Annotated in this window: 15 protein-coding genes, 4 tRNA genes and 1 pseudogene; all 20 read left to right on the plus strand. The window is 55.2% G+C overall.

What is annotated here, in order from left to right; all coding sequences use genetic code 11:
• Positions 1 to 23: 23 nt before the first annotated feature.
• The 20 genes and pseudogenes from birA to tuf (ACEPAJ_RS01830) all read left to right on the plus strand — a co-directional run bounded on the left by birA (position 24) and on the right by tuf (ACEPAJ_RS01830) (position 20,612).
• Positions 24 to 989, plus strand: coding sequence for a bifunctional biotin--[acetyl-CoA-carboxylase] ligase/biotin operon repressor BirA (gene birA, locus ACEPAJ_RS01735; RefSeq protein ID WP_425913544.1), 966 nt, complete (start codon positions 24 to 26; stop codon positions 987 to 989).
• Positions 979 to 1,725, plus strand: coding sequence for a pantothenate kinase (locus tag ACEPAJ_RS01740; RefSeq protein WP_425913156.1), 747 nt, complete (start codon positions 979 to 981; stop codon positions 1,723 to 1,725). Before birA ends, ACEPAJ_RS01740 begins: the two co-directional genes overlap by 11 nt.
• A gap of 8 nt (positions 1,726 to 1,733) precedes the next feature.
• Entirely contained in the window at positions 1,734 to 2,405 is a 672-nt protein-coding gene (locus ACEPAJ_RS01745) for an SPOR domain-containing protein (protein ID WP_425913157.1), read from the plus strand.
• A 141-nt stretch (positions 2,406 to 2,546) separates the two neighbouring features.
• Positions 2,547 to 2,631, plus strand: a tRNA-Tyr gene (locus ACEPAJ_RS01750).
• A 24-nt stretch (positions 2,632 to 2,655) separates the two neighbouring features.
• A tRNA-Gly gene (locus ACEPAJ_RS01755) sits at positions 2,656 to 2,729 on the plus strand.
• 26 nt (positions 2,730 to 2,755) lie between these two features.
• Positions 2,756 to 2,831 (plus strand) — tRNA-Thr (locus ACEPAJ_RS01760).
• 83 nt (positions 2,832 to 2,914) lie between these two features.
• Positions 2,915 to 4,108: an elongation factor Tu gene (gene tuf / locus ACEPAJ_RS01765; RefSeq protein WP_425913158.1), complete on the plus strand. Its 1,194-nt coding sequence runs from the start codon at positions 2,915 to 2,917 to the stop codon at positions 4,106 to 4,108.
• Positions 4,109 to 4,162: 54 nt separating this feature from the next.
• A tRNA-Trp gene (locus ACEPAJ_RS01770) sits at positions 4,163 to 4,238 on the plus strand.
• A 43-nt stretch (positions 4,239 to 4,281) separates the two neighbouring features.
• A pseudogene (gene secE / locus ACEPAJ_RS01775) lies at positions 4,282 to 4,649 on the plus strand (preprotein translocase subunit SecE).
• A gap of 9 nt (positions 4,650 to 4,658) precedes the next feature.
• A complete protein-coding gene (nusG, locus tag ACEPAJ_RS01780) occupies positions 4,659 to 5,192 on the plus strand; it encodes a transcription termination/antitermination protein NusG (protein ID WP_274087696.1) in 534 nt (177 codons plus the stop codon).
• A gap of 116 nt (positions 5,193 to 5,308) precedes the next feature.
• Complete coding sequence (gene rplK / locus ACEPAJ_RS01785; RefSeq protein ID WP_425913160.1) at positions 5,309 to 5,740, plus strand: 50S ribosomal protein L11; 432 nt, start codon at positions 5,309 to 5,311, stop codon at positions 5,738 to 5,740.
• Positions 5,740 to 6,435 carry a 50S ribosomal protein L1 gene (gene rplA / locus ACEPAJ_RS01790; protein WP_425913162.1) on the plus strand — a complete coding sequence of 232 codons (696 nt, stop codon included), beginning with the start codon at positions 5,740 to 5,742 and terminating at the stop codon, positions 6,433 to 6,435. The genes rplK and rplA overlap by 1 nt, the downstream gene beginning before the upstream one ends.
• Before the next feature lie 200 nt (positions 6,436 to 6,635).
• Positions 6,636 to 7,136: a 50S ribosomal protein L10 gene (rplJ, locus tag ACEPAJ_RS01795; protein WP_274087699.1), complete on the plus strand. Its 501-nt coding sequence runs from the start codon at positions 6,636 to 6,638 to the stop codon at positions 7,134 to 7,136.
• A gap of 79 nt (positions 7,137 to 7,215) precedes the next feature.
• Positions 7,216 to 7,581, plus strand: coding sequence for a 50S ribosomal protein L7/L12 (gene rplL, locus ACEPAJ_RS01800; RefSeq protein ID WP_425913164.1), 366 nt, complete (start codon positions 7,216 to 7,218; stop codon positions 7,579 to 7,581).
• Between the two features lie 218 nt (positions 7,582 to 7,799).
• A complete protein-coding gene (rpoB, locus tag ACEPAJ_RS01805; RefSeq protein WP_425913166.1) occupies positions 7,800 to 11,873 on the plus strand; it encodes a DNA-directed RNA polymerase subunit beta in 4,074 nt (1,357 codons plus the stop codon).
• 64 nt (positions 11,874 to 11,937) lie between these two features.
• A complete protein-coding gene (rpoC, locus tag ACEPAJ_RS01810) occupies positions 11,938 to 16,137 on the plus strand; it encodes a DNA-directed RNA polymerase subunit beta' (RefSeq protein ID WP_425913167.1) in 4,200 nt (1,399 codons plus the stop codon).
• Positions 16,138 to 16,289: 152 nt separating this feature from the next.
• The gene (rpsL, locus tag ACEPAJ_RS01815) at positions 16,290 to 16,661 is read left to right on the plus strand and encodes a 30S ribosomal protein S12 (protein ID WP_003463319.1); all 372 of its coding nucleotides are present in this window, start codon (positions 16,290 to 16,292) and stop codon (positions 16,659 to 16,661) included.
• A 120-nt stretch (positions 16,662 to 16,781) separates the two neighbouring features.
• Positions 16,782 to 17,252: a 30S ribosomal protein S7 gene (gene rpsG, locus ACEPAJ_RS01820; protein WP_073269011.1), complete on the plus strand. Its 471-nt coding sequence runs from the start codon at positions 16,782 to 16,784 to the stop codon at positions 17,250 to 17,252.
• A gap of 30 nt (positions 17,253 to 17,282) precedes the next feature.
• Complete coding sequence (gene fusA, locus ACEPAJ_RS01825) at positions 17,283 to 19,388, plus strand: elongation factor G (protein ID WP_425913169.1); 2,106 nt, start codon at positions 17,283 to 17,285, stop codon at positions 19,386 to 19,388.
• Positions 19,389 to 19,418: 30 nt separating this feature from the next.
• Positions 19,419 to 20,612, plus strand: coding sequence for an elongation factor Tu (tuf, locus tag ACEPAJ_RS01830; RefSeq protein ID WP_425913158.1), 1,194 nt, complete (start codon positions 19,419 to 19,421; stop codon positions 20,610 to 20,612).
• The last annotated feature ends 32 nt before the right edge of the window (positions 20,613 to 20,644 follow it).

Raw genomic sequence — 20,644 nt, forward strand, 5'->3', positions numbered from 1 at the left:
CCTTATTGCATGGCGGAACTCAAATGCTTGCATTGTTAAGGCTTCTTCAAGATGGGCGCTTCCACTCTGGTGAGGCGCTTGGTGCTGCCTTGGGTGTTAGTCGTTCGGCGGTTTGGAAGCAGCTACAGGTGCTTCAGGCTGAGTTGTCTTTGCCGGTACATAAGGTGCGTGGGCGCGGCTACCGGCTAGAAACTCCCCTGCGGTTGCTCGATGCGGATTGGTTGAATGCTCAAGTGGATGCGCCGCAGTGGCGCGCCTGCGTTATGCCGAGCGTGGATTCGACCAATGCTGAGGCGCTACGTCTACTTCCTTCAGCGGCCTCGCTACCGTTCTATGTGCTAGCCGAGCGACAAACAAGTGGGCGGGGACGGCGTGGTCGTAGCTGGATCAGTCCTTTCGGTGAAAACCTCTATTACAGCCTGGTTGTGCGTGTTGAGGGCGGTGTCCGTCAGCTTGATGGCATGAGTCTGGCTGTTGGCTTGGCGCTGCTCAACGTTATCCATCGTTTTGGTGTGACTAAGGCGGGGCTCAAATGGCCAAATGATGTGCTGGTTGGCGATCGTAAGCTGGCAGGTATTTTGTTAGAGCTATCAGGTGATCCGGCTGATGTTTGTCATGTGGTCATCGGCATCGGTTTGAATGTGAATATGCTTGTGGCTGAACCAGGAGTTATTGGGCAGCCGTGGACTTCGATGCGTGCCGAGTTGGGATGCCTGTTAGACAGAAATGAGCTAGTGGCTGAGTTAAACAGGCAGCTGTCAAGCTATCTAGATATACAGCGTCGGGATGGTTTCGCCGCATTGCAGGATGAATGGCACGCTAATCATCTCTGGCAGGGCCGATCTGTTGCGTTAACGGCAGGCGCTGACCCTGTTGAGGGAAAGGTTTTGGGGGTGGATCACTCGGGGGCAATTCGCCTAAGTATTGATGGGGTTGAGCGTGCCTTTAGTGGTGGAGAGCTCAGCCTGAGGTTGCGTGATGATTCTTGAGCTCGACTGCGGTAATACGCTTATAAAGTGGCGTTTGCTTCGAGATGGCAGTGCTATGGTAGTTGCCGGTGGTGTTGTTGAGTCTGATCAGGCGCTGATAGCTATTGTGCGCGAGCAAAACGTGCACTTGCGTGCCTGTCGCTTAGTGAGTGTGCGCACTGATGACGAAACGGCGCAGTTAATCGCGCTCACTGAGCAGGCCTTTACTGTTGAGTGTCGCGTTGCGCGCTCTGCAACGCTGTTGGCTGGAGTGCGTAACGGTTATGGTCAATACCAGCGGCTTGGGCTTGATCGTTGGCTTGCTGTGGTGGGGGCTTATCAGTTGTCGCGAAAGGCTGCGTTGGTTATCGATCTCGGCACTGCGGTTACTTCTGACTTTGTAAGTATGGAAGGTGAGCACTTGGGGGGCTTTATTTGTCCAGGTTTGCCTTTGATGCGCACGCAACTGCGTACCCATACACGGCGGACTCGCTATAACAGCGAGGAAGCTGCGCGTGCGCTCGAAGACCTGGTGCCAGGGCGCGCAACTGCAGAAGCTGTTGAGCGTGGTTGTGTGCTGATGCTGCGTGGCTTCGTGAGCGCTCAAGTGGCTATGGCTGCTGAGTTCCTGGGTGAGGATTTTGATGTTTTCCTCACGGGCGGTGATGCTCCCTTGGTCGTCGATGTTGTGCCGGGTGCGCGGGTTGTGCCGGATCTGGTTTTTATGGGCTTAGCGATCGCTTGCCCGGTCAATTGAGGTCATGCATGCGCTGGATGTTCTTGTGGTTCATTGTGCTGAATTTATTCTATTACGTTTGGCATCAGCAGCAGGCTCCGCTAAGGGTTACAGAGGTTGCTCCGCTCAATCTGTCGCAAGGCAGCAAGCGGGATATTCGTCTGCTGAGTGAGTCGAGTACCCCGATTCGACGAGAGGTTGCTGAGGCGCAACCGGTTGAGGCGGTGTGCTTGTTTCTTGGTGGTTTTGAGTCGAGAGCGGACGCGTCGGCCGTCGAGCAACGGTTGCTGAGCCTGGATATTCAGTCGCGGGTGCAAAGTATGGATGCGGCCGGTGGGGTCGACTACTGGGTCTACCTGCCGCCTTTGGCTTCACGGCAAGCTTCGCTGCGACAGTTGCGTGAGCTGCAGGCGCGGAAAATAGATAGCTACATTATTACTCAGGGCGATTTAGCCAACGGCATATCGCTGGGCATCTTTCCGCGAAGTGATTCAGCGCAAAGTGTTATGCAGCGCTTGCAGGACGCAGGTTATGAGCCATCACTCCGCGAGCTGACCCGTGCGCATCGTAGTTTCTGGGTGCGTATATCCCCGCAAAGTAGGCGTTTGGCGGATGATTCCGTGCTGCAGCGTTTAGCTTTTGACTTCAATGGCTTAGAACAGCAAATAATTCCGTGCGAGGGGGTTGCAAGGGGGCTTTAGAATGCATAGAATGGCGCCCGCTCAGCAGGGTGGCGCTTACAAGTGCTCTGCAGAGTTGCTGTCAATGTAGCTAACCTCAGGTTTTATAATGAGAAATTGCTTGACAGCAGGTCGGCATCGAATGAGAATGCCGCCCCGTTTGGAGGGATTCCCGAGTGGCCAAAGGGATCAGACTGTAAATCTGACGTCATCGACTTCGAAGGTTCGAATCCTTCTCCCTCCACCAGATTTAGCAAGAGTTGTAGATTGAGCGGGTATAGTTTAGTGGTAGAACCTCAGCCTTCCAAGCTGATGATGCGGGTTCGATTCCCGCTACCCGCTCCAGTTTTACTGCTCTTGCGTCGTGTTTTGCTCATGTAGCTCAGTTGGTAGAGCACACCCTTGGTAAGGGTGAGGTCAGCGGTTCAAGTCCGCTCATGAGCTCCATTTGATAAAGGCAGATATGCGAGTATCTGCCTTTGTTTTATGGTGCTGATACTAAGTCAGTTCTTCCCTTGGAGGCAGTCAAAATGGCTAAAGAAAAGTTTGATCGTTCCCTACCGCACGTCAACGTAGGCACTATTGGCCACGTTGACCACGGTAAGACCACTCTGACTGCAGCGCTGACACGCGTCTGCTCCGAGGTTTTCGGTTCTGCTGTTGTTGACTTCGATAAGATCGACAGCGCGCCGGAAGAGAAGGCTCGTGGTATCACCATCAACACCGCACACGTTGAATACAACTCGCTGATCCGTCACTACGCTCACGTTGACTGCCCGGGTCACGCTGACTATGTGAAGAACATGATCACCGGTGCTGCGCAGATGGATGGCGCTATCCTGGTTTGCTCGGCCGCTGATGGTCCGATGCCGCAAACTCGTGAGCACATCCTGCTGTCCCGTCAGGTTGGCGTTCCGTACATCGTGGTCTTCCTGAACAAGGCTGACCTGGTTGACGACGCTGAGCTGTTGGAGCTGGTGGAAATGGAAGTGCGTGACCTGCTCAGCACTTACGATTTCCCGGGCGATGACACTCCGATCATCATCGGTTCCGCGCGTATGGCGTTGGAAGGTAAAGACGACAACGAAATGGGCACCACTGCCGTTCGTAAGCTGGTTGAGACTCTGGATAGCTACATTCCAGATCCAGTGCGTCTGACCGACAAGCCGTTCCTGATGCCAATCGAAGACGTATTCTCGATCTCCGGTCGTGGCACCGTGGTAACTGGCCGTATCGAGCGTGGCATTGTTCGCGTTCAAGATCCGCTGGAAATCGTTGGTCTGCGCGATACCACTGTCACCACCTGCACCGGTGTTGAAATGTTCCGCAAGCTGCTCGACGAAGGCCGTGCTGGTGAGAACTGCGGCGTTCTGCTACGTGGCACCAAGCGTGACGACGTTGAGCGTGGCCAGGTTCTGGTTAAGCCAGGTTCGGTTAAGCCGCACACCACCTTCACTGCCGAAGTGTATGTGTTGAGCAAAGAAGAAGGCGGTCGTCATACTCCGTTCTTCAAAGGCTACCGTCCTCAGTTCTACTTCCGTACAACTGACGTAACTGGTAACTGCGAACTGCCGGAAGGCGTTGAGATGGTAATGCCAGGTGACAACATTCAGATGACTGTCACGCTGATCAAAACCATCGCAATGGAAGAAGGTCTGCGTTTCGCCATTCGTGAAGGCGGTCGTACCGTCGGTGCTGGCGTCGTAGCAAAGATCATCGCTTAATCGATTGATCTGTTTTAGTCAGGCCGGCATAATGGTCGGCCTGATTCAGTTTTTAGGTCAGTAGCTCAATTGGCAGAGCGACGGTCTCCAAAACCGTAGGTTGGGGGTTCGATTCCCTCCTGACCTGCCATATTCAATAGAATTTGGCGCGTCTTTTTACAGGATATTAGTAGATGAATGTTAAGGCTGAAGCCAAAGACTCGCGCTTTGATCTAGTGAAGTGGCTCCTAGTCGCTGCCCTAGTGATTGCAGGTGTGGTCGGTAATCAGTATTTCTCTGCTGAACCTATCTTGTATCGTGTTCTGGCGCTGCTGGTGGTTGCGGCGGTTGCTGGTGTGATTGCTTTGCAGACGTCAAAAGGGCAAGCCTTTTGGGTGCTGGCAAAAGAAGCGCGCGTTGAAATTCGTAAGGTCGTTTGGCCTACTCGTCAGGAAACCACGCAGACAACATTGATTGTTGTGGCTGTTGTTCTGGTTATGGCGTTGATGTTGTGGGTCTTGATTCCCTGCTTGGTTGGCTTGTTTCGTTGATTGTCGGTTAAAGGTGTCCCGTGGCTAAGCGTTGGTACGTTGTGCATGCTTACTCGGGTTACGAGAAGCATGTGATGCGCTCGTTGGTCGAGCGTGTGAAGCTCGCTGGTATGGAAGATGTTTTTGGTGAAATTCTGGTCCCTACTGAAGAAGTAGTCGAGATGCGGAATGGTCAGAAGCGCAAGAGCGAGCGTAAGTTTTTCCCAGGCTATGTTCTGGTGCAGATGGAGATGAGTGAGGCGACTTGGCATTTGATCAAGAATACGCCGCGCGTAATGGGCTTCATTGGCGGTACAGCCGATAAGCCGGCGCCAATCACTGAGAAAGAAGCCGAAGCCATTCTCCGTCGTGTGGCTGATAGTGGTGATAAGCCGAAGCCTAAGACGTTGTTCGAGCCAGGTGAGATGGTGCGCGTCACTGATGGTCCGTTTGCCGATTTCAGTGGTGTGGTTGAAGAAGTTAATTACGAAAAAAGCCGTATTCAGGTAGCTGTGACTATTTTTGGTCGCTCTACCCCGGTAGAGCTGGAGTTCAGTCAGGTCGAAAAGGCATAACTGAAATAAGCATCCCTTACCCCGCAGCCTTGGGCTGCGGGGTTTTGTCGTCACTGGGATAAACAGGTAATAACTGGGGAGCCGCAAGGCGTTAGAACCCAATATTGGAGTAGCTCATGGCTAAGAAAATTACGGCTTATATCAAGCTGCAAGTAAAGGCTGCACAAGCCAACCCGTCGCCACCCGTCGGTCCAGCTCTGGGTCAGCACGGCGTGAACATCATGGAATTCTGTAAGGCGTTCAATGCCCGTACTCAGGGTATCGAGCCAGGCCTGCCGACTCCAGTGATCATCACTGTATACAGCGACCGCAGCTTCACCTTTGAAACCAAAAGCACCCCGGCTGCCGTTCTGTTGAAGAAAGCTGCTGGTCTGACCAGCGGTTCGGCTCGTCCGAACACCGTTAAGGTCGGCACTGTGACTCGTGCTCAGCTGGAAGAGATCGCCAAGACTAAGCAGGCTGATCTAACTGCCGCTGATATGGATGCAGCTGTGCGTACTATCGCCGGCTCCGCTCGCAGCATGGGCCTCAACGTGGAGGGTGTGTAATGGCTAAGTTGACCAAACGTCAAAAGGCAATCGCTGAGAAAGTTGAAGCCGGTAAGGCTTATAACTTTGTTGAAGCGGCCGCTCTGCTGGCTGAGCTGTCGGCAGTCAAGTTCTCTGAGTCGGTAGATATCGCCGTCAACCTTGGTGTTGACCCGCGTAAATCTGACCAGGTTGTTCGTGGCGCTACTGTGCTGCCGAACGGTTCGGGCAAAAGCGTTCGCGTTGCCGTGTTCACCCAGGGTCCAGCTGCTGAAGCCGCTCTGGCTGCCGGCGCTGACCGCGTAGGTATGGACGATCTGGCTGCTGAAATGAAAGGCGGCGATCTGAACTATGACGTGGTTATTGCTTCCCCGGATGCAATGCGCGTTGTCGGTCAGTTGGGTCAAGTGCTCGGTCCACGTGGCCTGATGCCTAACCCGAAAGTCGGTACCGTGACGCCTGACGTTGCGACTGCTGTGAAGAATGCCAAAGCGGGTCAAGTGCGTTTCCGTACTGACAAGAACGGCATCATCCACGGTTCTGTTGGCAAGGTTGGCTTTGACGCTGAGAAGCTCAAGCAAAACGTTGAATCGCTGATTTCTGACCTTAAGCGTCTGAAGCCATCGACTTCGAAAGGTATCTACGTTAAGCGCGTAACCCTGAGCACCACTATGGGCCCAGGTTTGATCATTGATCAAGGCTCGCTGGACGCGTAACACATAGGGGCGGCGCGAGCGATTGCGCCGCTTCGACACTTTGGGGTCCCTGCTTTGCGGGGGCTATCCAAGACCGTAGGTGGCGCAAGCCTTAAACTTAAAGCCTACGCAGATGGTGCTCCCGGTTCCTTACCGAATCAGACACCAAAACGACATCGGGCTTCGGCCAGATGAAACGGTAACAAGCAGGAGTTAAACCCGTGGCAATTAAACTCGAAGACAAGAAGGCCATCGTCGCTGAAGTCAACGAGGCTGCCAAAGTCGCTCTGTCCGCTGTTGTGGTTGACGCCCGCGGTGTGACTGTAAGCGCTATGACCGGACTCCGTAAAGAGGCCCGCGAGGCTGGTGTATACGTACGTGTTGTACGTAATACCCTGCTCAAGCGCGCTGTTGAGGGCACTGATTATGCTGTCCTCAATGACGTGTTCAAAGGCCCGACCCTGATTGCATTCTCCAAGGAACATCCGGGCGCTGCTGCTCGTATTTTTAAAGAGTTCGCCAAGGGTCAGGATAAGTTCGAGATCAAGGCAGCTGCGTTTGAGGGCAAGTTCCTCGCAGCAAACGAGATCGACGTGTTGGCTTCGCTGCCAACTCGCGACGAAGCCATTGCGAAGCTGATGAGCGTGATTCAAGGCGCTACCAGCAAGCTGGCTCGTACTCTGGCGGCCATTCGCGACCAGAAAGAAGCTGCTGCTGCCTAAGGCATCGTCAACTCTTTCAAAATCATATGTTTAATTTGATGGCTGCGTAGGCTGTCACCCCAATACAGGATTTAAAGTCATGTCTCTGACTAACGAGCAAATCATCGAAGCAATCGGCCAGAAAACTGTTCTGGAAGTTGTTGAGCTGATCAAAGCAATGGAAGAAACCTTCGGCGTTACCGCTGCTGTTGCTTCTGCTGGCCCAGCTGCTGCTGCCGCTGTTGTTGAAGAGCAAACCGAATTCAACGTGATGTTGCTTGAAGCCGGCGAGAAGAAAGTAAACGTGATCAAGGCAGTTCGTGAACTGACCGGTCTGGGCCTGAAAGAAGCCAAGGCTGTTGTTGACGGCGCTCCTGCCATGGTTCTGGAAGCTGTTGCGAAAGACGCAGCTGACAAAGCCAAGGTTACCTTGGAAGAAGCTGGCGCCAAAGTCGAGCTCAAGTAAGCGACGACCTTGCGTCTACAGCCCGAGCGACTCGCGTAAGGCTGATGGCTGGTGGCTTTTGCCACCGGCCTTTTTCCGTTCTAGGTCGGCTAATCGTAGGCTGGCCGGGACGTGAAATACCCGCCCGATGTGGCGGTGCAAACTTAGGGTTTGCAAGAGTTTCTGGCAACTCCCGTCGGAGGGGCCAAATAAGCAGGTGACCAAGCTGGGGAACGCTGATGGCTTACTCATATACTGAGAAAAAACGTATCCGCAAGGACTTTAGCAAGTTGCCGGATGTCATGGATGTGCCTTATCTCCTGGCCATCCAGCTGGATTCGTATCGCGAATTCCTGCAGGCAGGAGCGACCAAGGACCAGTTCCGCGACATTGGCCTGCATGCGGCCTTCAAGTCTGTTTTCCCGATCATCAGCTATTCCGGCAATGCTGCTCTGGAGTATGTCGGTTATCGCCTGGGCGAGCCGGCTTTTGATGTCAAGGAATGTACGCTGCGTGGCGTAACCTACGCCGTGCCGTTGCGAGTCAAAGTCCGTCTGATCATTTTCGACAAAGAGTCGTCGAATAAAGCGATCAAGGACATCAAAGAACAAGAAGTGTACATGGGCGAAATTCCGCTCATGACCGAGAACGGTACCTTCGTTATTAACGGTACCGAGCGCGTTATCGTGTCCCAGCTGCACCGTTCCCCAGGCGTGTTCTTCGACCACGACCGTGGTAAGACGCACAGCTCGGGCAAGCTGCTGTACTCGGCGCGCATCATTCCTTACCGCGGCTCCTGGTTGGACTTCGAGTTCGATCCGAAGGACGCCGTGTTCGTGCGTATCGACCGTCGCCGCAAACTGCCGGCTTCCGTGCTGTTGCGTGCGCTGGGTTACAGCACAGAAGAAGTGCTGGACGCGTTCTATGCGACCAACGTGTTCCATGTGAAGGGTGAAAGCCTCAACCTGGAATTGGTCCCGCATCGCCTGCGCGGTGAGATTGCTGTCTTGGATATCCTGGACGACAAGGGCAAGGTCATCGTTGAGCAAGGCCGCCGGATTACCGCGCGCCACATTAACCAGCTGGATAAGGCTGGTATTACTGAGCTGCAAGTACCGATTGATTACCTGATCGGTCGTACCTCGGCTAAGGCGATCGTGCACCCGGCTACCGGCGAAATCATCGCTGAGTGCAACACCGAATTGAGCGTCGAGATCCTGGCCCATGTGGTTAAGGCTCAGGTTGTACGCATCGAAACGCTGTACACCAACGACATCGATTGCGGTCCGTTCATCTCCGATACCTTGAAGATCGACAGCACCACCAATCAGTTGGAAGCGCTGGTCGAGATCTACCGCATGATGCGTCCTGGCGAGCCGCCAACCAAGGATGCAGCTGAGACCCTGTTCAACAACCTGTTCTTCAGCCCAGAGCGTTACGATCTGTCGGCTGTAGGTCGGATGAAGTTCAACCGTCGTATCGGTCGCACCGAGATCGAAGGTTCGGGCGTGCTGAGCAAAGAAGATATCGTTGCGGTCCTCAAGACCCTGGTTGATATCCGTAACGGCAAAGGCATCGTCGATGACATCGACCACCTGGGTAACCGTCGTGTTCGCTGCGTTGGCGAAATGGCCGAGAACCAGTTCCGCGTTGGCCTGGTACGTGTAGAACGTGCGGTCAAAGAGCGTCTGTCGATGGCTGAAAGCGAAGGCTTGATGCCGCAGGACCTGATCAACGCCAAGCCGGTTGCGGCTGCCGTTAAAGAGTTCTTCGGTTCCAGCCAGCTCTCGCAGTTTATGGACCAGAACAACCCGCTCTCTGAAATCACCCACAAGCGCCGTGTTTCGGCTCTTGGCCCGGGCGGTTTGACCCGTGAGCGTGCAGGCTTTGAAGTCCGTGACGTACACCCGACCCATTACGGCCGTGTGTGCCCGATCGAGACGCCTGAAGGTCCGAACATTGGTCTGATCAACTCGTTGGCAGCCTATGCGCGCACCAACCAGTACGGCTTCCTTGAGAGCCCGTACCGTGTGGTGAAAGACACGCTGGTGACTGACGAAATCGTGTTCCTGTCGGCCATTGAAGAGGCCGATCACGTGATCGCCCAGGCTTCGGCGACCATGAACGACAGCGGTCAGCTGGTTGATGAGTTGGTTGCCGTACGTCACCTCAACGAATTCACCGTTAAAGCGCCTGAAGACGTCACCCTGATGGACGTGTCGCCGAAGCAGGTAGTTTCGGTTGCTGCTTCGTTGATTCCGTTCCTCGAGCACGACGACGCCAACCGTGCGTTGATGGGTTCGAACATGCAGCGCCAGGCTGTACCGACACTGCGTGCTGACAAGCCGCTGGTAGGTACTGGCATGGAGCGCAACGTGGCACGCGACTCCGGCGTTTGCGTCGTGGCGCGTCGTGGCGGTGTGATTGATTCGGTTGATGCCAGCCGTGTTGTGGTTCGCGTCAATGACGACGAAGTTGAAACTGGCGAAGCCGGTGTCGACATCTACAACCTGACCAAATACACCCGTTCCAACCAAAACACCTGCATCAACCAGCGTCCGCTGGTGAGCAAAGGTGACAAGGTTGAGCGCAGCGACATCCTGGCCGATGGCCCGTCCACCGATATGGGTGAATTGGCTCTGGGTCAGAACATGCGCGTCGCGTTCATGCCGTGGAACGGTTACAACTTCGAAGACTCCATCTGCCTCTCCGAGCGCGTGGTGCAAGAAGATCGTTTCACCACGATCCACATCCAGGAACTGACCTGTGTGGCGCGTGACACCAAGCTCGGCTCGGAAGAAATCACGTCCGACATCCCTAACGTTGGCGAGTCCGCACTCAACAAGCTGGACGAAGCAGGCATCGTGTATGTCGGTGCTGAAGTCGGCCCTGGCGACATTCTGGTAGGTAAAGTGACGCCTAAGGGCGAAACCCAGCTGACCCCAGAAGAGAAGCTGTTGCGTGCGATCTTCGGTGAGAAGGCGTCTGACGTTAAAGACACCTCCCTGCGTGTGCCGACTGGCACCAAAGGTACCGTTATCGACGTGCAGGTCTTCACTCGCGACGGCGTTGAGCGTGATGCGCGTGCCCTGTCGATCGAGAAGAGCCAGCTCGACGAGATCCGTAAGGACCTCAACGAAGAGTTCCGCATCGTTGAAGGTGCAACCTTCGAACGCCTGCGTTCCGCTCTGGTGGGTAAGAAAGCCGAAGGCGGCGCTGGCCTGAAGAAGGGCGCAGAAGTCACTGACGAGTTCCTCGACGGCCTCGAGCACGGTCAGTGGTTCAAGCTGCGCATGGCTGACGATGCGCTGAACGAGCAGTTGGAAAAGGCTCAGGCCTATATCTCCGACCGCCGTCACTTGCTCGACGACAAGTTCGAAGACAAGAAGCGCAAGCTGCAGCAGGGCGATGACCTGGCACCAGGCGTACTGAAGATCGTCAAGGTTTACCTGGCTATCCGTCGTCGCATCCAGCCGGGTGACAAGATGGCTGGTCGTCACGGTAACAAGGGTGTGGTCTCGGTGATCATGCCGGTTGAAGACATGCCGCACGACGTCAACGGTACGCCGGTCGACATCGTTCTCAACCCGCTGGGCGTACCGTCGCGTATGAACGTTGGGCAGATCCTCGAAACTCACTTGGGCCTCGCGGCTAAAGGTCTGGGCGAGAAGATTAACCGCATGCTCGAAGAGCAGCGCAAGGTCGCCGAGCTGCGTAAGTTTATGCAGCAGATCTACAACGAAATTGGCGGTCGTCAGGAAAGCCTGGATGAACTGAGTGATCAGGAAATCCTGCGTTTGGCGCACAACCTCAAAGGCGGTGTGCCGATGGCCACGCCGGTGTTCGACGGCGCTAAGGAAACTGAGATCAAGGCCATGCTCAAGCTGGCCGATCTGCCAGAGAGCGGTCAGATGCAGTTGGTTGACGGTCGTACCGGCAACCTCTTCGAGCGTCCGACCACCGTTGGTTACATGTACATGCTGAAACTGAACCACCTGGTGGACGACAAGATGCACGCGCGTTCCACGGGTTCCTACAGCCTGGTTACTCAGCAGCCGCTGGGTGGTAAGGCGCAGTTCGGTGGTCAGCGCTTCGGGGAGATGGAGGTCTGGGCACTGGAAGCTTATGGCGCCGCCTACACCCTGCAGGAAATGCTGACCGTGAAGTCGGACGACGTGAACGGCCGTACCAAGATGTACAAAAACATCGTGGACGGTGATCACCGTATGGAGCCGGGCATGCCCGAGTCCTTCAACGTACTGATCAAAGAGATCCGTTCGCTGGGTATCGACATCGATCTGGAAACCGAATAACACGTGACGCGAATCGAGAGCGCGGCTGTATAGTCCGCTCTCTGCTCCGCCAGGAGGAAAGGCCTTGAAAGACCTACTGAATTTGCTGAAAAACCAGGGTCAAGTCGAAGAGTTCGACGCAATCCGTATTGCGTTGGCGTCGCCTGAGATGATCCGTTCGTGGTCGTTCGGTGAAGTTAAAAAGCCGGAAACCATCAACTACCGTACGTTCAAGCCTGAGCGTGACGGCCTGTTCTGCGCCAAGATCTTTGGCCCGGTAAAGGATTACGAGTGCCTGTGCGGTAAGTACAAGCGCTTGAAGCATCGCGGCGTGATCTGCGAGAAGTGCGGCGTTGAAGTGGCACTGGCCAAGGTTCGGCGTGAGCGCATGGCGCACATCGAACTGGCTTCGCCGGTTGCTCACATCTGGTTCCTTAAGTCGCTGCCAAGCCGTATCGGTTTGCTGATGGACATGACCCTGCGTGATATCGAACGCGTTCTCTACTTCGAGAGCTATGTCGTTATCGATCCGGGCATGACCACCCTTGAAAAAGGCCAGCTGCTGAACGACGAGCAGTACTTCGAAGCCCTCGAAGAGTTCGGTGATGACTTCGACGCCCGCATGGGTGCTGAAGCCGTTCGCGAACTGCTGCACGCGATTGACCTGGAGCACGAGATTGGCCGTCTGCGCGAAGAAATTCCGCAAACCAACTCGGAAACCAAGATCAAGAAGCTGTCCAAGCGCCTGAAGCTGATGGAAGCCTTCCTGGGGTCGGGCAACCTGCCTGAGTGGATGGTGTTGACCGTTCTGCCGGTTCTGCCGCCAGATCTGCGTCCGCTGGTTCCGCTCGACGGTGGCCGTTTTGCGACTTCGGATCTCAACGATCTGTATCGCCGCGTGATCAACCGTAACAACCGCTTGAAGCGCCTGCTTGATTTGTCCGCGCCGGACATCATCGTGCGCAACGAAAAGCGCATGCTGCAAGAAGCGGTCGACGCCCTGCTCGACAACGGCCGTCGTGGTCGCGCCATCACTGGCTCGAACAAGCGTCCGCTGAAATCCTTGGCTGACATGATCAAGGGTAAGCAAGGTCGTTTCCGTCAGAACTTGCTCGGTAAGCGCGTGGACTACTCCGGTCGTTCGGTAATTACCGTAGGCCCGACCCTGCGTCTGCATCAGTGCGGTCTGCCGAAGAAGATGGCCCTCGAGCTGTTCAAGCCGTTCATTTTCGGCAAGCTGGAAATGCGTGGCCTTGCGACCACCATCAAAGCGGCCAAGAAAATGGTCGAGCGCGAACTGCCTGAGGTTTGGGATGTTCTCGCCGAAGTGATTCGCGAACACCCAGTGCTCCTCAACCGTGCACCGACCCTTCACCGTCTGGGTATCCAAGCGTTTGAGCCAGTACTGATCGAAGGTAAAGCGATTCAGCTGCACCCGCTGGTCTGCGCCGCGTACAACGCCGACTTCGACGGTGACCAAATGGCCGTGCACGTACCGCTGACACTGGAAGCCCAGTTGGAAGCGCGTGCGTTGATGATGTCGACCAACAACATCCTGTCGCCAGCCAACGGTGAGCCAATCATCGTGCCGTCGCAGGACGTTGTATTGGGTCTGTACTACATGACCCGCGAAGCGATCAACGCCAAGGGCGAAGGTCGTGTATTCGCTGATCTGCAGGAAGTTGACCGGGTTTTCCGTGGTGGCCAGGCTTCGCTGCATGCTCGCGTTAAAGTGCGCATCAACGAAGTGATCAAAGACCGCGACGGCAGCATCACCAAGAACACCCGTATCGTCGACACCACTGTCGGTCGTGCGTTGCTGTTCCAAATCGTGCCGGATGGCCTGTCGTATGACGTGGTCAACCACTCGATGAAGAAGAAGGCGATCTCCAAGCTGATCAACCAGTGCTACCGCACCGTTGGCTTGAAAGACACCGTGATCTTCGCTGACCAGTTGATGTACACCGGTTTCGCCTATTCGACCATCTCCGGTGTGTCGATTGGTGTGAACGACTTCGTTATCCCGGATGAGAAGGCGCGCATCATTGACGCCGCTACCGAGGAAGTTAAAGAGATCGAATCGCAGTACGCCTCCGGCCTGGTAACCCAGGGCGAGAAGTACAACAAAGTGATCGACCTTTGGTCCAAGGCTAACGACGAAGTATCCAAGGCGATGATGGCCAACCTTTCGAAAGAGAAAGTGGTTGATCGCGATGGCAATACCGTTGAGCAAGAGTCGTTCAACTCGATGTACATGATGGCCGACTCCGGTGCACGGGGTTCTGCTGCGCAGATCCGTCAGCTCGCCGGTATGCGTGGTCTGATGGCCAAGCCGGACGGCTCGATCATCGAAACGCCGATCACCGCGAACTTCCGCGAAGGTCTGTCGGTTCTGCAGTACTTCATCTCGACGCACGGTGCTCGTAAGGGTCTTGCGGATACCGCGTTGAAAACCGCTAACTCCGGTTACCTGACGCGTCGTCTGGTAGACGTGGCGCAGGATCTGGTTGTTACCGCGATCGATTGCGGCACCGAGCACGGCCTGCTGATGACTCCGCACATTGAAGGCGGCGACGTTGTAGAGCCATTGGGTGAGCGCGTTCTGGGTCGAGTAATCGCCCGTGACGTATTCAAACCAGGCACCGAAGAAGTCATCGTTCCAGCCGGTACGCTGGTTGACGAGCAGTGGGTTGAATTCATCGAGCTGAACAGCATCGACGAAGTGATCGTGCGTTCGCCGATCAGCTGCGAAACCCGCTACGGCATCTGCGCCAAGTGCTACGGTCGCGACCTGGCTCGTGGTCACCAGATCAACATCGGTGAAGCCGTGGGTGTTATCGCTGCCCAGTCGATTGGTGAGCCGGGTACTCAGCTGACCATGCGTACGTTCCACATCGGTGGTGCGGCAAGCCGGACCTCGGCTGCTGACAGCGTACAAGTGAAGAACGGTGGTGCGATTCGTCTGCACAACCTTAAGCACGTTGAGCGTCTCGACGGCAACCTGGTGGCGGTTTCCCGCTCCGGCGAGCTGGCGATTGCCGACGAGTTCGGTCGTGAGCGTGAGCGCTATAAGCTGCCGTACGGTGCCGTGATTTCCGTGAAGGAAGGCGACAAGGTCGACGCTGGCGCCATCGTCGCCAAGTGGGACCCGCACACCCACCCGATCGTTACCGAAATGAAAGGTACCGTGACCTACGTGGGCATGGAAGAAGGCATCACCATCAAGCGTCAGACCGACGAATTGACGGGTTTGACCAACATCGAAGTCCTCGATCCGAAAGATCGTCCGGCTGCCGGCAAAGACATCCGTCCTGCCGTGAAGATGGTTGGCGAAGATGGCAAGGATCTGCTGCTGCCAGGTACCGACGTAATGGCTCAGTACTTCCTGCCGGCCAACGCCCTGGTGGGTGTGGCAAATGGTGCGAATATCGCGATCGGTGATGTTATCGCGCGTATCCCGCAAGAAACTTCGAAGACCCGTGACATCACCGGTGGTCTGCCGCGCGTTGCCGACTTGTTCGAAGCGCGTCGTCCGAAAGAAGCCTCGATTCTGGCTGAAATCAGCGGCACCATCGCGTTCGGTAAAGAGACCAAAGGCAAGCGCCGTCTGGTCATTACCCCGAACGACGGTAGCGATCCGTACGAAGAGCTGATTCCTAAGTGGCGTCACCTGAACGTGTTCGAAGGTGAACAGGTTAACAAGGGTGAAGTGATCTCCGACGGTCCAAGTGATCCGCACGATATCCTGCGTCTGCTGGGTGTCAGCGCGCTGGCCAAGTACATCGTCAACGAGATCCAGGACGTGTACCGCCTGCAGGGCGTGAAGATCAACGACAAGCACATCGAAACCATCCTGCGCCAGATGCTGCGCAAGGTTGAAGTGGCTGAGTCGGGCGATTCGACCTTCATCAAGGGCGACCAGATGGAGTTGACCGCGGTACTGGGTGAGAACGAGCGTCTGGCAGCAGACGATAAGTTCATCGCCAAGTACAACCGCGTACTGTTGGGTATCACCAAGGCGTCGTTGTCCACCGAGTCGTTTATCTCGGCGGCCTCCTTCCAGGAAACCACTCGGGTTCTTACCGAGGCAGCGGTTACTGGCAAGCGCGACTACTTGCGTGGCCTGAAAGAAAACGTGGTGGTGGGTCGTTTGATCCCAGCCGGTACCGGTCTGGCTTACCACGCTGAGCGTAAGCGCAAGCGTGAAGCTGACAAGCCGGTACGGGTTAGCGCCAGTGAAGTGGAAGCTGCACTGACCGAAGCACTGAACTTTAGCGGTAATTAAGTACAAAGCCCTGCTACTTCGGTAGCGGGGCTTTGTCTTGACTGGGGCGGTGAGTCTCATTAGACTCATGCACCCCTAAATTTGGCAGGGCACGTGCTCTGCCATTTTGTTTAGTAGGGCAATAGCGTCGCAAGACAACAGTGGAGCTTAAGATGGCAACTATCAACCAGCTGGTACGTCAGCCGCGTAAGCGTATCGTCGAGAAATCCGACGTACCTGCGCTGCAGAACTGCCCGCAGCGTCGTGGTGTGTGCACTCGCGTGTATACCACTACGCCGAAAAAACCTAACTCGGCACTGCGTAAAGTATGCCGTGTGCGCCTGACCAACGGTTTCGAGGTTTCCTCGTACATCGGTGGTGAAGGTCACAACCTGCAAGAGCACAGCGTCGTACTGATTCGTGGCGGTCGTGTAAAAGACTTGCCAGGTGTTCGTTACCACACCGTGCGCGGTTCGCTGGATACCTCTGGCGTTAAAGACCGTAAGCAGGGTCGTTCGAAGTACGGTACCAAGCGTCCGAAGTAATCGGTGCTTGTACTGAAAAGCGAGTTTCTATTTTTCTGAGTCGATAAGAGTAAGGTCGGGCATCCATCCTTAGCGGATGCAGTCCCGGGCTAACCTGAAGACCGTTTGAGGGCTTATCAAATGCCAAGACGTCGTGTAGCAGCCAAGCGCGAAGTGCTTGATGATCCAAAATACGGAAGCCAAATCCTGGCCAAGTTCATGAACCACGTGATGGAAAGCGGCAAGAAAGCCGTTGCCGAGCGTATCGTTTATGGCGCCCTGGACAAGGTTAAAGAGCGTAAGAACAGCGATCCCCTGGAAATCTTCGAGAAAGCTCTCGACGCCATCGCTCCGCTGGTCGAAGTGAAGTCGCGCCGTGTAGGCGGTGCTACTTACCAGGTTCCGGTCGAAGTTCGTCCGTCCCGTCGTAATGCGCTTGCCATGCGTTGGTTGGTAGATTACGCCCGTAAGCGTGGCGAGAAGTCTATGGCTCTGCGCTTGGCTGGTGAGTTGCTGGATGCCGCTGAAGGCAAAGGTGCTGCAGTTAAGAAGCGTGAAGACGTGCACCGTATGGCTGAAGCCAACAAGGCTTTCTCGCACTACCGCTTCTAATTTTTGCGCTTCTAAATTTGCGAGGGCTTTATGGCTCGTATTACCCCGATTAGCCGCTACCGTAATATTGGTATCTGCGCCCACGTGGACGCCGGTAAGACCACTACTACAGAGCGTGTCCTGTTCTATACAGGCAAAAGCCACAAGATGGGCGAGGTGCATGACGGCGCCGCGACCACAGACTGGATGGTGCAGGAGCAGGAGCGTGGTATTACCATTACTTCTGCTGCTATCACCGCCTTCTGGAAAGGTTCCGAGAAGCAGTACAAAGACGAGCATCGCTTTAACGTTATCGATACCCCTGGCCACGTAGACTTCACCATTGAAGTTGAGCGTTCGCTGCGTGTACTCGACGGTGCTGTCGTTGTGTTCTGTGGCACCTCAGGTGTTGAGCCGCAGTCGGAAACCGTATGGCGTCAGGCCAACAAGTACGGTGTTCCACGTCTTGTTTACGTCAACAAGATGGACCGTGCCGGTGCTGACTTCCTGCGCGTAGTTGAGCAGATCAAAAAGCGTCTGGGTCACACCCCAGTGCCGATCCAGCTGGCTATCGGTTCTGAGGACAACTTCCAGGGTCAGATCGACCTGATCAACATGCAAGCTGTCTATTGGGACGATGCGAACAAGGGCACTGTGCCAGTTCGCAAAGACATCCCAGCAGAGCTGTTGGAAGAAGCCGAGAAGTGGCGCAGCAACATGGTTGAGGCTGCGGCCGAAGCCAATGAAGAGCTGATGAACAAGTACCTCGAGGGTGAAGAGCTCACCATCGCGGAAATCAAGGGTGCTCTGCGTCAGCGTACTATCGCTGGTGAGATCGTTCTGGCTGTTTGCGGTTCTTCTTTCAAGAACAAGGGTGTTCCCCTGGTTCTCGACGCCGTTATCGACTTCCTGCCTGCGCCTAGCGATATTCCTGCCATCAAGGGTACTGACCCGGATGACGAGACTATCGAATTGGAGCGTCATGCTACCGACGACGAGCCTTTCTCGGCACTGGCGTTCAAGATCGCTACTGACCCATTCGTGGGTACCCTGACCTTCGTCCGCGTTTACTCGGGCGTGTTGAACTCCGGTGACGGCGTGATCAACTCGGTTAAGGGTAAGAAAGAGCGCGTGGGTCGTATGGTGCAAATGCACGCAAACGCCCGTGAAGAGATCAAAGAAGTTCGCGCTGGTGACATCGCGGCGTTGATCGGCATGAAGGACGTCACCACCGGTGAAACTTTGTGCAACGCTGACAAGCCAATCATCCTGGTTCGCATGGACTTCCCGGAGCCGGTTATTTCGGTTGCCGTAGAGCCTAAGACCAAGGACGACCAGGAAAAAATGGGTATCGCGCTGGGCAAGCTTGCTCAGGAAGATCCATCTTTCCGCGTCAAAACCGATGAAGAGACGGGTCAGACGATCATCTCCGGTATGGGTGAGTTGCACCTGGATATCCTGGTCGACCGCATGCGCCGCGAGTTCAACGTCGAAGCCAACATCGGCAAGCCTCAGGTTTCCTATCGTGAGCGCATCACGAAGAACTGTGAAATCGAAGGCAAGTTCGTTCGTCAGTCCGGCGGTCGTGGTCAGTTTGGTCATTGCTGGGTACGCTTCTCGCCTGCCGATGAAGGCCAAGAAGGTCTGCAGTTCGTCAACGAGGTTGTGGGCGGTGTGATTCCTAAGGAATACATCCCGGCTATCCAGAAGGGCATCGAAGAGCAGATGAAGAACGGCGTTGTTGCCGGCTATCCGCTGATCGGCCTGAAGGCTACCGTGTTTGATGGTTCTTACCATGACGTCGACTCTAACGAGATGGCGTTCAAGGTAGCGGCTTCCATGGCAACCAAGCAGTTGGCCCAGAAGGGCGGCGGCGAGTTGCTCGAGCCGATCATGGCGGTAGAAGTTGTTACCCCTGAAGACTATATGGGTGACGTGATGGGCGACCTTAACCGCCGTCGCGGCATGATCTTGGGTATGGAAGACACGGTCTCCGGCAAAGTGATTCGCGCCGAAGTTCCGCTGGGTGAGATGTTCGGTTATGCGACCGACGTTCGTTCCATGTCTCAGGGTCGCGCAAGCTACTCTATGGAATTCAAAAAATACAATACAGCTCCGTCGCACATCGTCGAATCTGTAACCAAAAAACAAGGCTGATTCAGCCCTTTAGGCAAGGAGTTAATTGTCGTGGCTAAAGAAAAATTTGATCGTTCCCTACCGCACGTCAACGTTGGCACTATCGGTCACGTTGACCATGGTAAAACCACGCTGACTGCAGCGCTGACTCGTGTTTGCTCCGAAGTTTTCGGTTCGGCTGTTGTTGACTTCGACAAGATCGACAGCGCGCCAGAAGAAAAGGCTCGTGGTATCACCATCAACACCGCACACGTTGAATACAACTCGCTGATCCGTCACTACGCTCACGTTGACTGCCCAGGTCACGCTGACTATGTGAAGAACATGATCACCGGTGCTGCGCAGATGGACGGCGCTATCCTGGTTTGCTCGGCCGCTGATGGTCCGATGCCGCAAACTCGTGAGCACATCCTGCTGTCCCGTCAGGTTGGCGTTCCGTACATCGTGGTCTTCCTGAACAAGGCTGACCTGGTAGACGACGCTGAGCTGTTGGAGCTGGTGGAAATGGAAGTGCGTGACCTGCTCAGCACTTACGATTTCCCAGGCGATGACACTCCGATCATCATCGGTTCCGCGCGTATGGCGTTGGAAGGTAAAGACGACAACGAAATGGGCACCACTGCCGTTCGTAAGCTGGTTGAGACTCTGGACAGCTACATTCCAGATCCAGTGCGTCTGACCGACAAGCCATTCCTGATGCCAATCGAAGACGTATTCTCGATCTCCGGTCGTGGCACCGTGGTAACTGGCCGTATCGAGCGTGGCATTGTTCGCGTTCAAGATCCGCTGGAAATCGTTGGTCTGCGCGATACCACTGTCACCACCTGCACGGGTGTTGAAATGTTCCGCAAGCTGCTCGACGAAGGTCGTGCTGGTGAGAACTGCGGCGTTCTGCTGCGTGGCACCAAGCGTGACGACGTTGAGCGTGGCCAGGTTCTGGTCAAGCCAGGTTCGGTTAAGCCGCACACCACCTTCACTGCTGAAGTGTATGTGTTGAGCAAAGAAGAAGGCGGCCGTCATACTCCGTTCTTCAAAGGCTACCGTCCTCAGTTCTACTTCCGTACAACTGATGTAACTGGTAACTGCGAACTGCCGGAAGGCGTTGAGATGGTAATGCCAGGTGACAACATTCAGATGACTGTCACGCTGATCAAAACCATCGCGATGGAAGAAGGTCTGCGTTTCGCCATTCGTGAAGGCGGTCGTACCGTCGGCGCTGGCGTCGTAGCCAAAATCATTGCGTAAGTGATGATTTAAGAAAAGCCTCCGCTTGCGGG

The organism is Pseudomonas sp. GWSMS-1 (assembly GCF_049847425.1).
Lineage (GTDB): Bacteria > Pseudomonadota > Gammaproteobacteria > Pseudomonadales > Pseudomonadaceae > Aquipseudomonas.

Bases quoted from the DNA above. Each gene is read 5' to 3' on its own strand.
- fusA (WP_425913169.1), top strand. From the start codon at position 17,283: ATGGCTCGTATTACCCCGATTAGCCGCTACCGTAATATTGGTATCTGC.
- rpsG (WP_073269011.1), top strand. From the start codon at position 16,782: ATGCCAAGACGTCGTGTAGCAGCCAAGCGCGAAGTGCTTGATGATCCA.
- rplA (WP_425913162.1), top strand. From the start codon at position 5,740: ATGGCTAAGTTGACCAAACGTCAAAAGGCAATCGCTGAGAAAGTTGAA.
- rplK (WP_425913160.1), top strand. From the start codon at position 5,309: ATGGCTAAGAAAATTACGGCTTATATCAAGCTGCAAGTAAAGGCTGCA.
- birA (WP_425913544.1), top strand. From the start codon at position 24: ATGCTTGCATTGTTAAGGCTTCTTCAAGATGGGCGCTTCCACTCTGGT.
- ACEPAJ_RS01745 (WP_425913157.1), top strand. From the start codon at position 1,734: ATGCGCTGGATGTTCTTGTGGTTCATTGTGCTGAATTTATTCTATTAC.
- rpoB (WP_425913166.1), top strand. From the start codon at position 7,800: ATGGCTTACTCATATACTGAGAAAAAACGTATCCGCAAGGACTTTAGC.
- tuf (WP_425913158.1), top strand. From the start codon at position 2,915: ATGGCTAAAGAAAAGTTTGATCGTTCCCTACCGCACGTCAACGTAGGC.
- ACEPAJ_RS01740 (WP_425913156.1), top strand. From the start codon at position 979: ATGATTCTTGAGCTCGACTGCGGTAATACGCTTATAAAGTGGCGTTTG.
- rplL (WP_425913164.1), top strand. From the start codon at position 7,216: ATGTCTCTGACTAACGAGCAAATCATCGAAGCAATCGGCCAGAAAACT.
- rpsL (WP_003463319.1), top strand. From the start codon at position 16,290: ATGGCAACTATCAACCAGCTGGTACGTCAGCCGCGTAAGCGTATCGTC.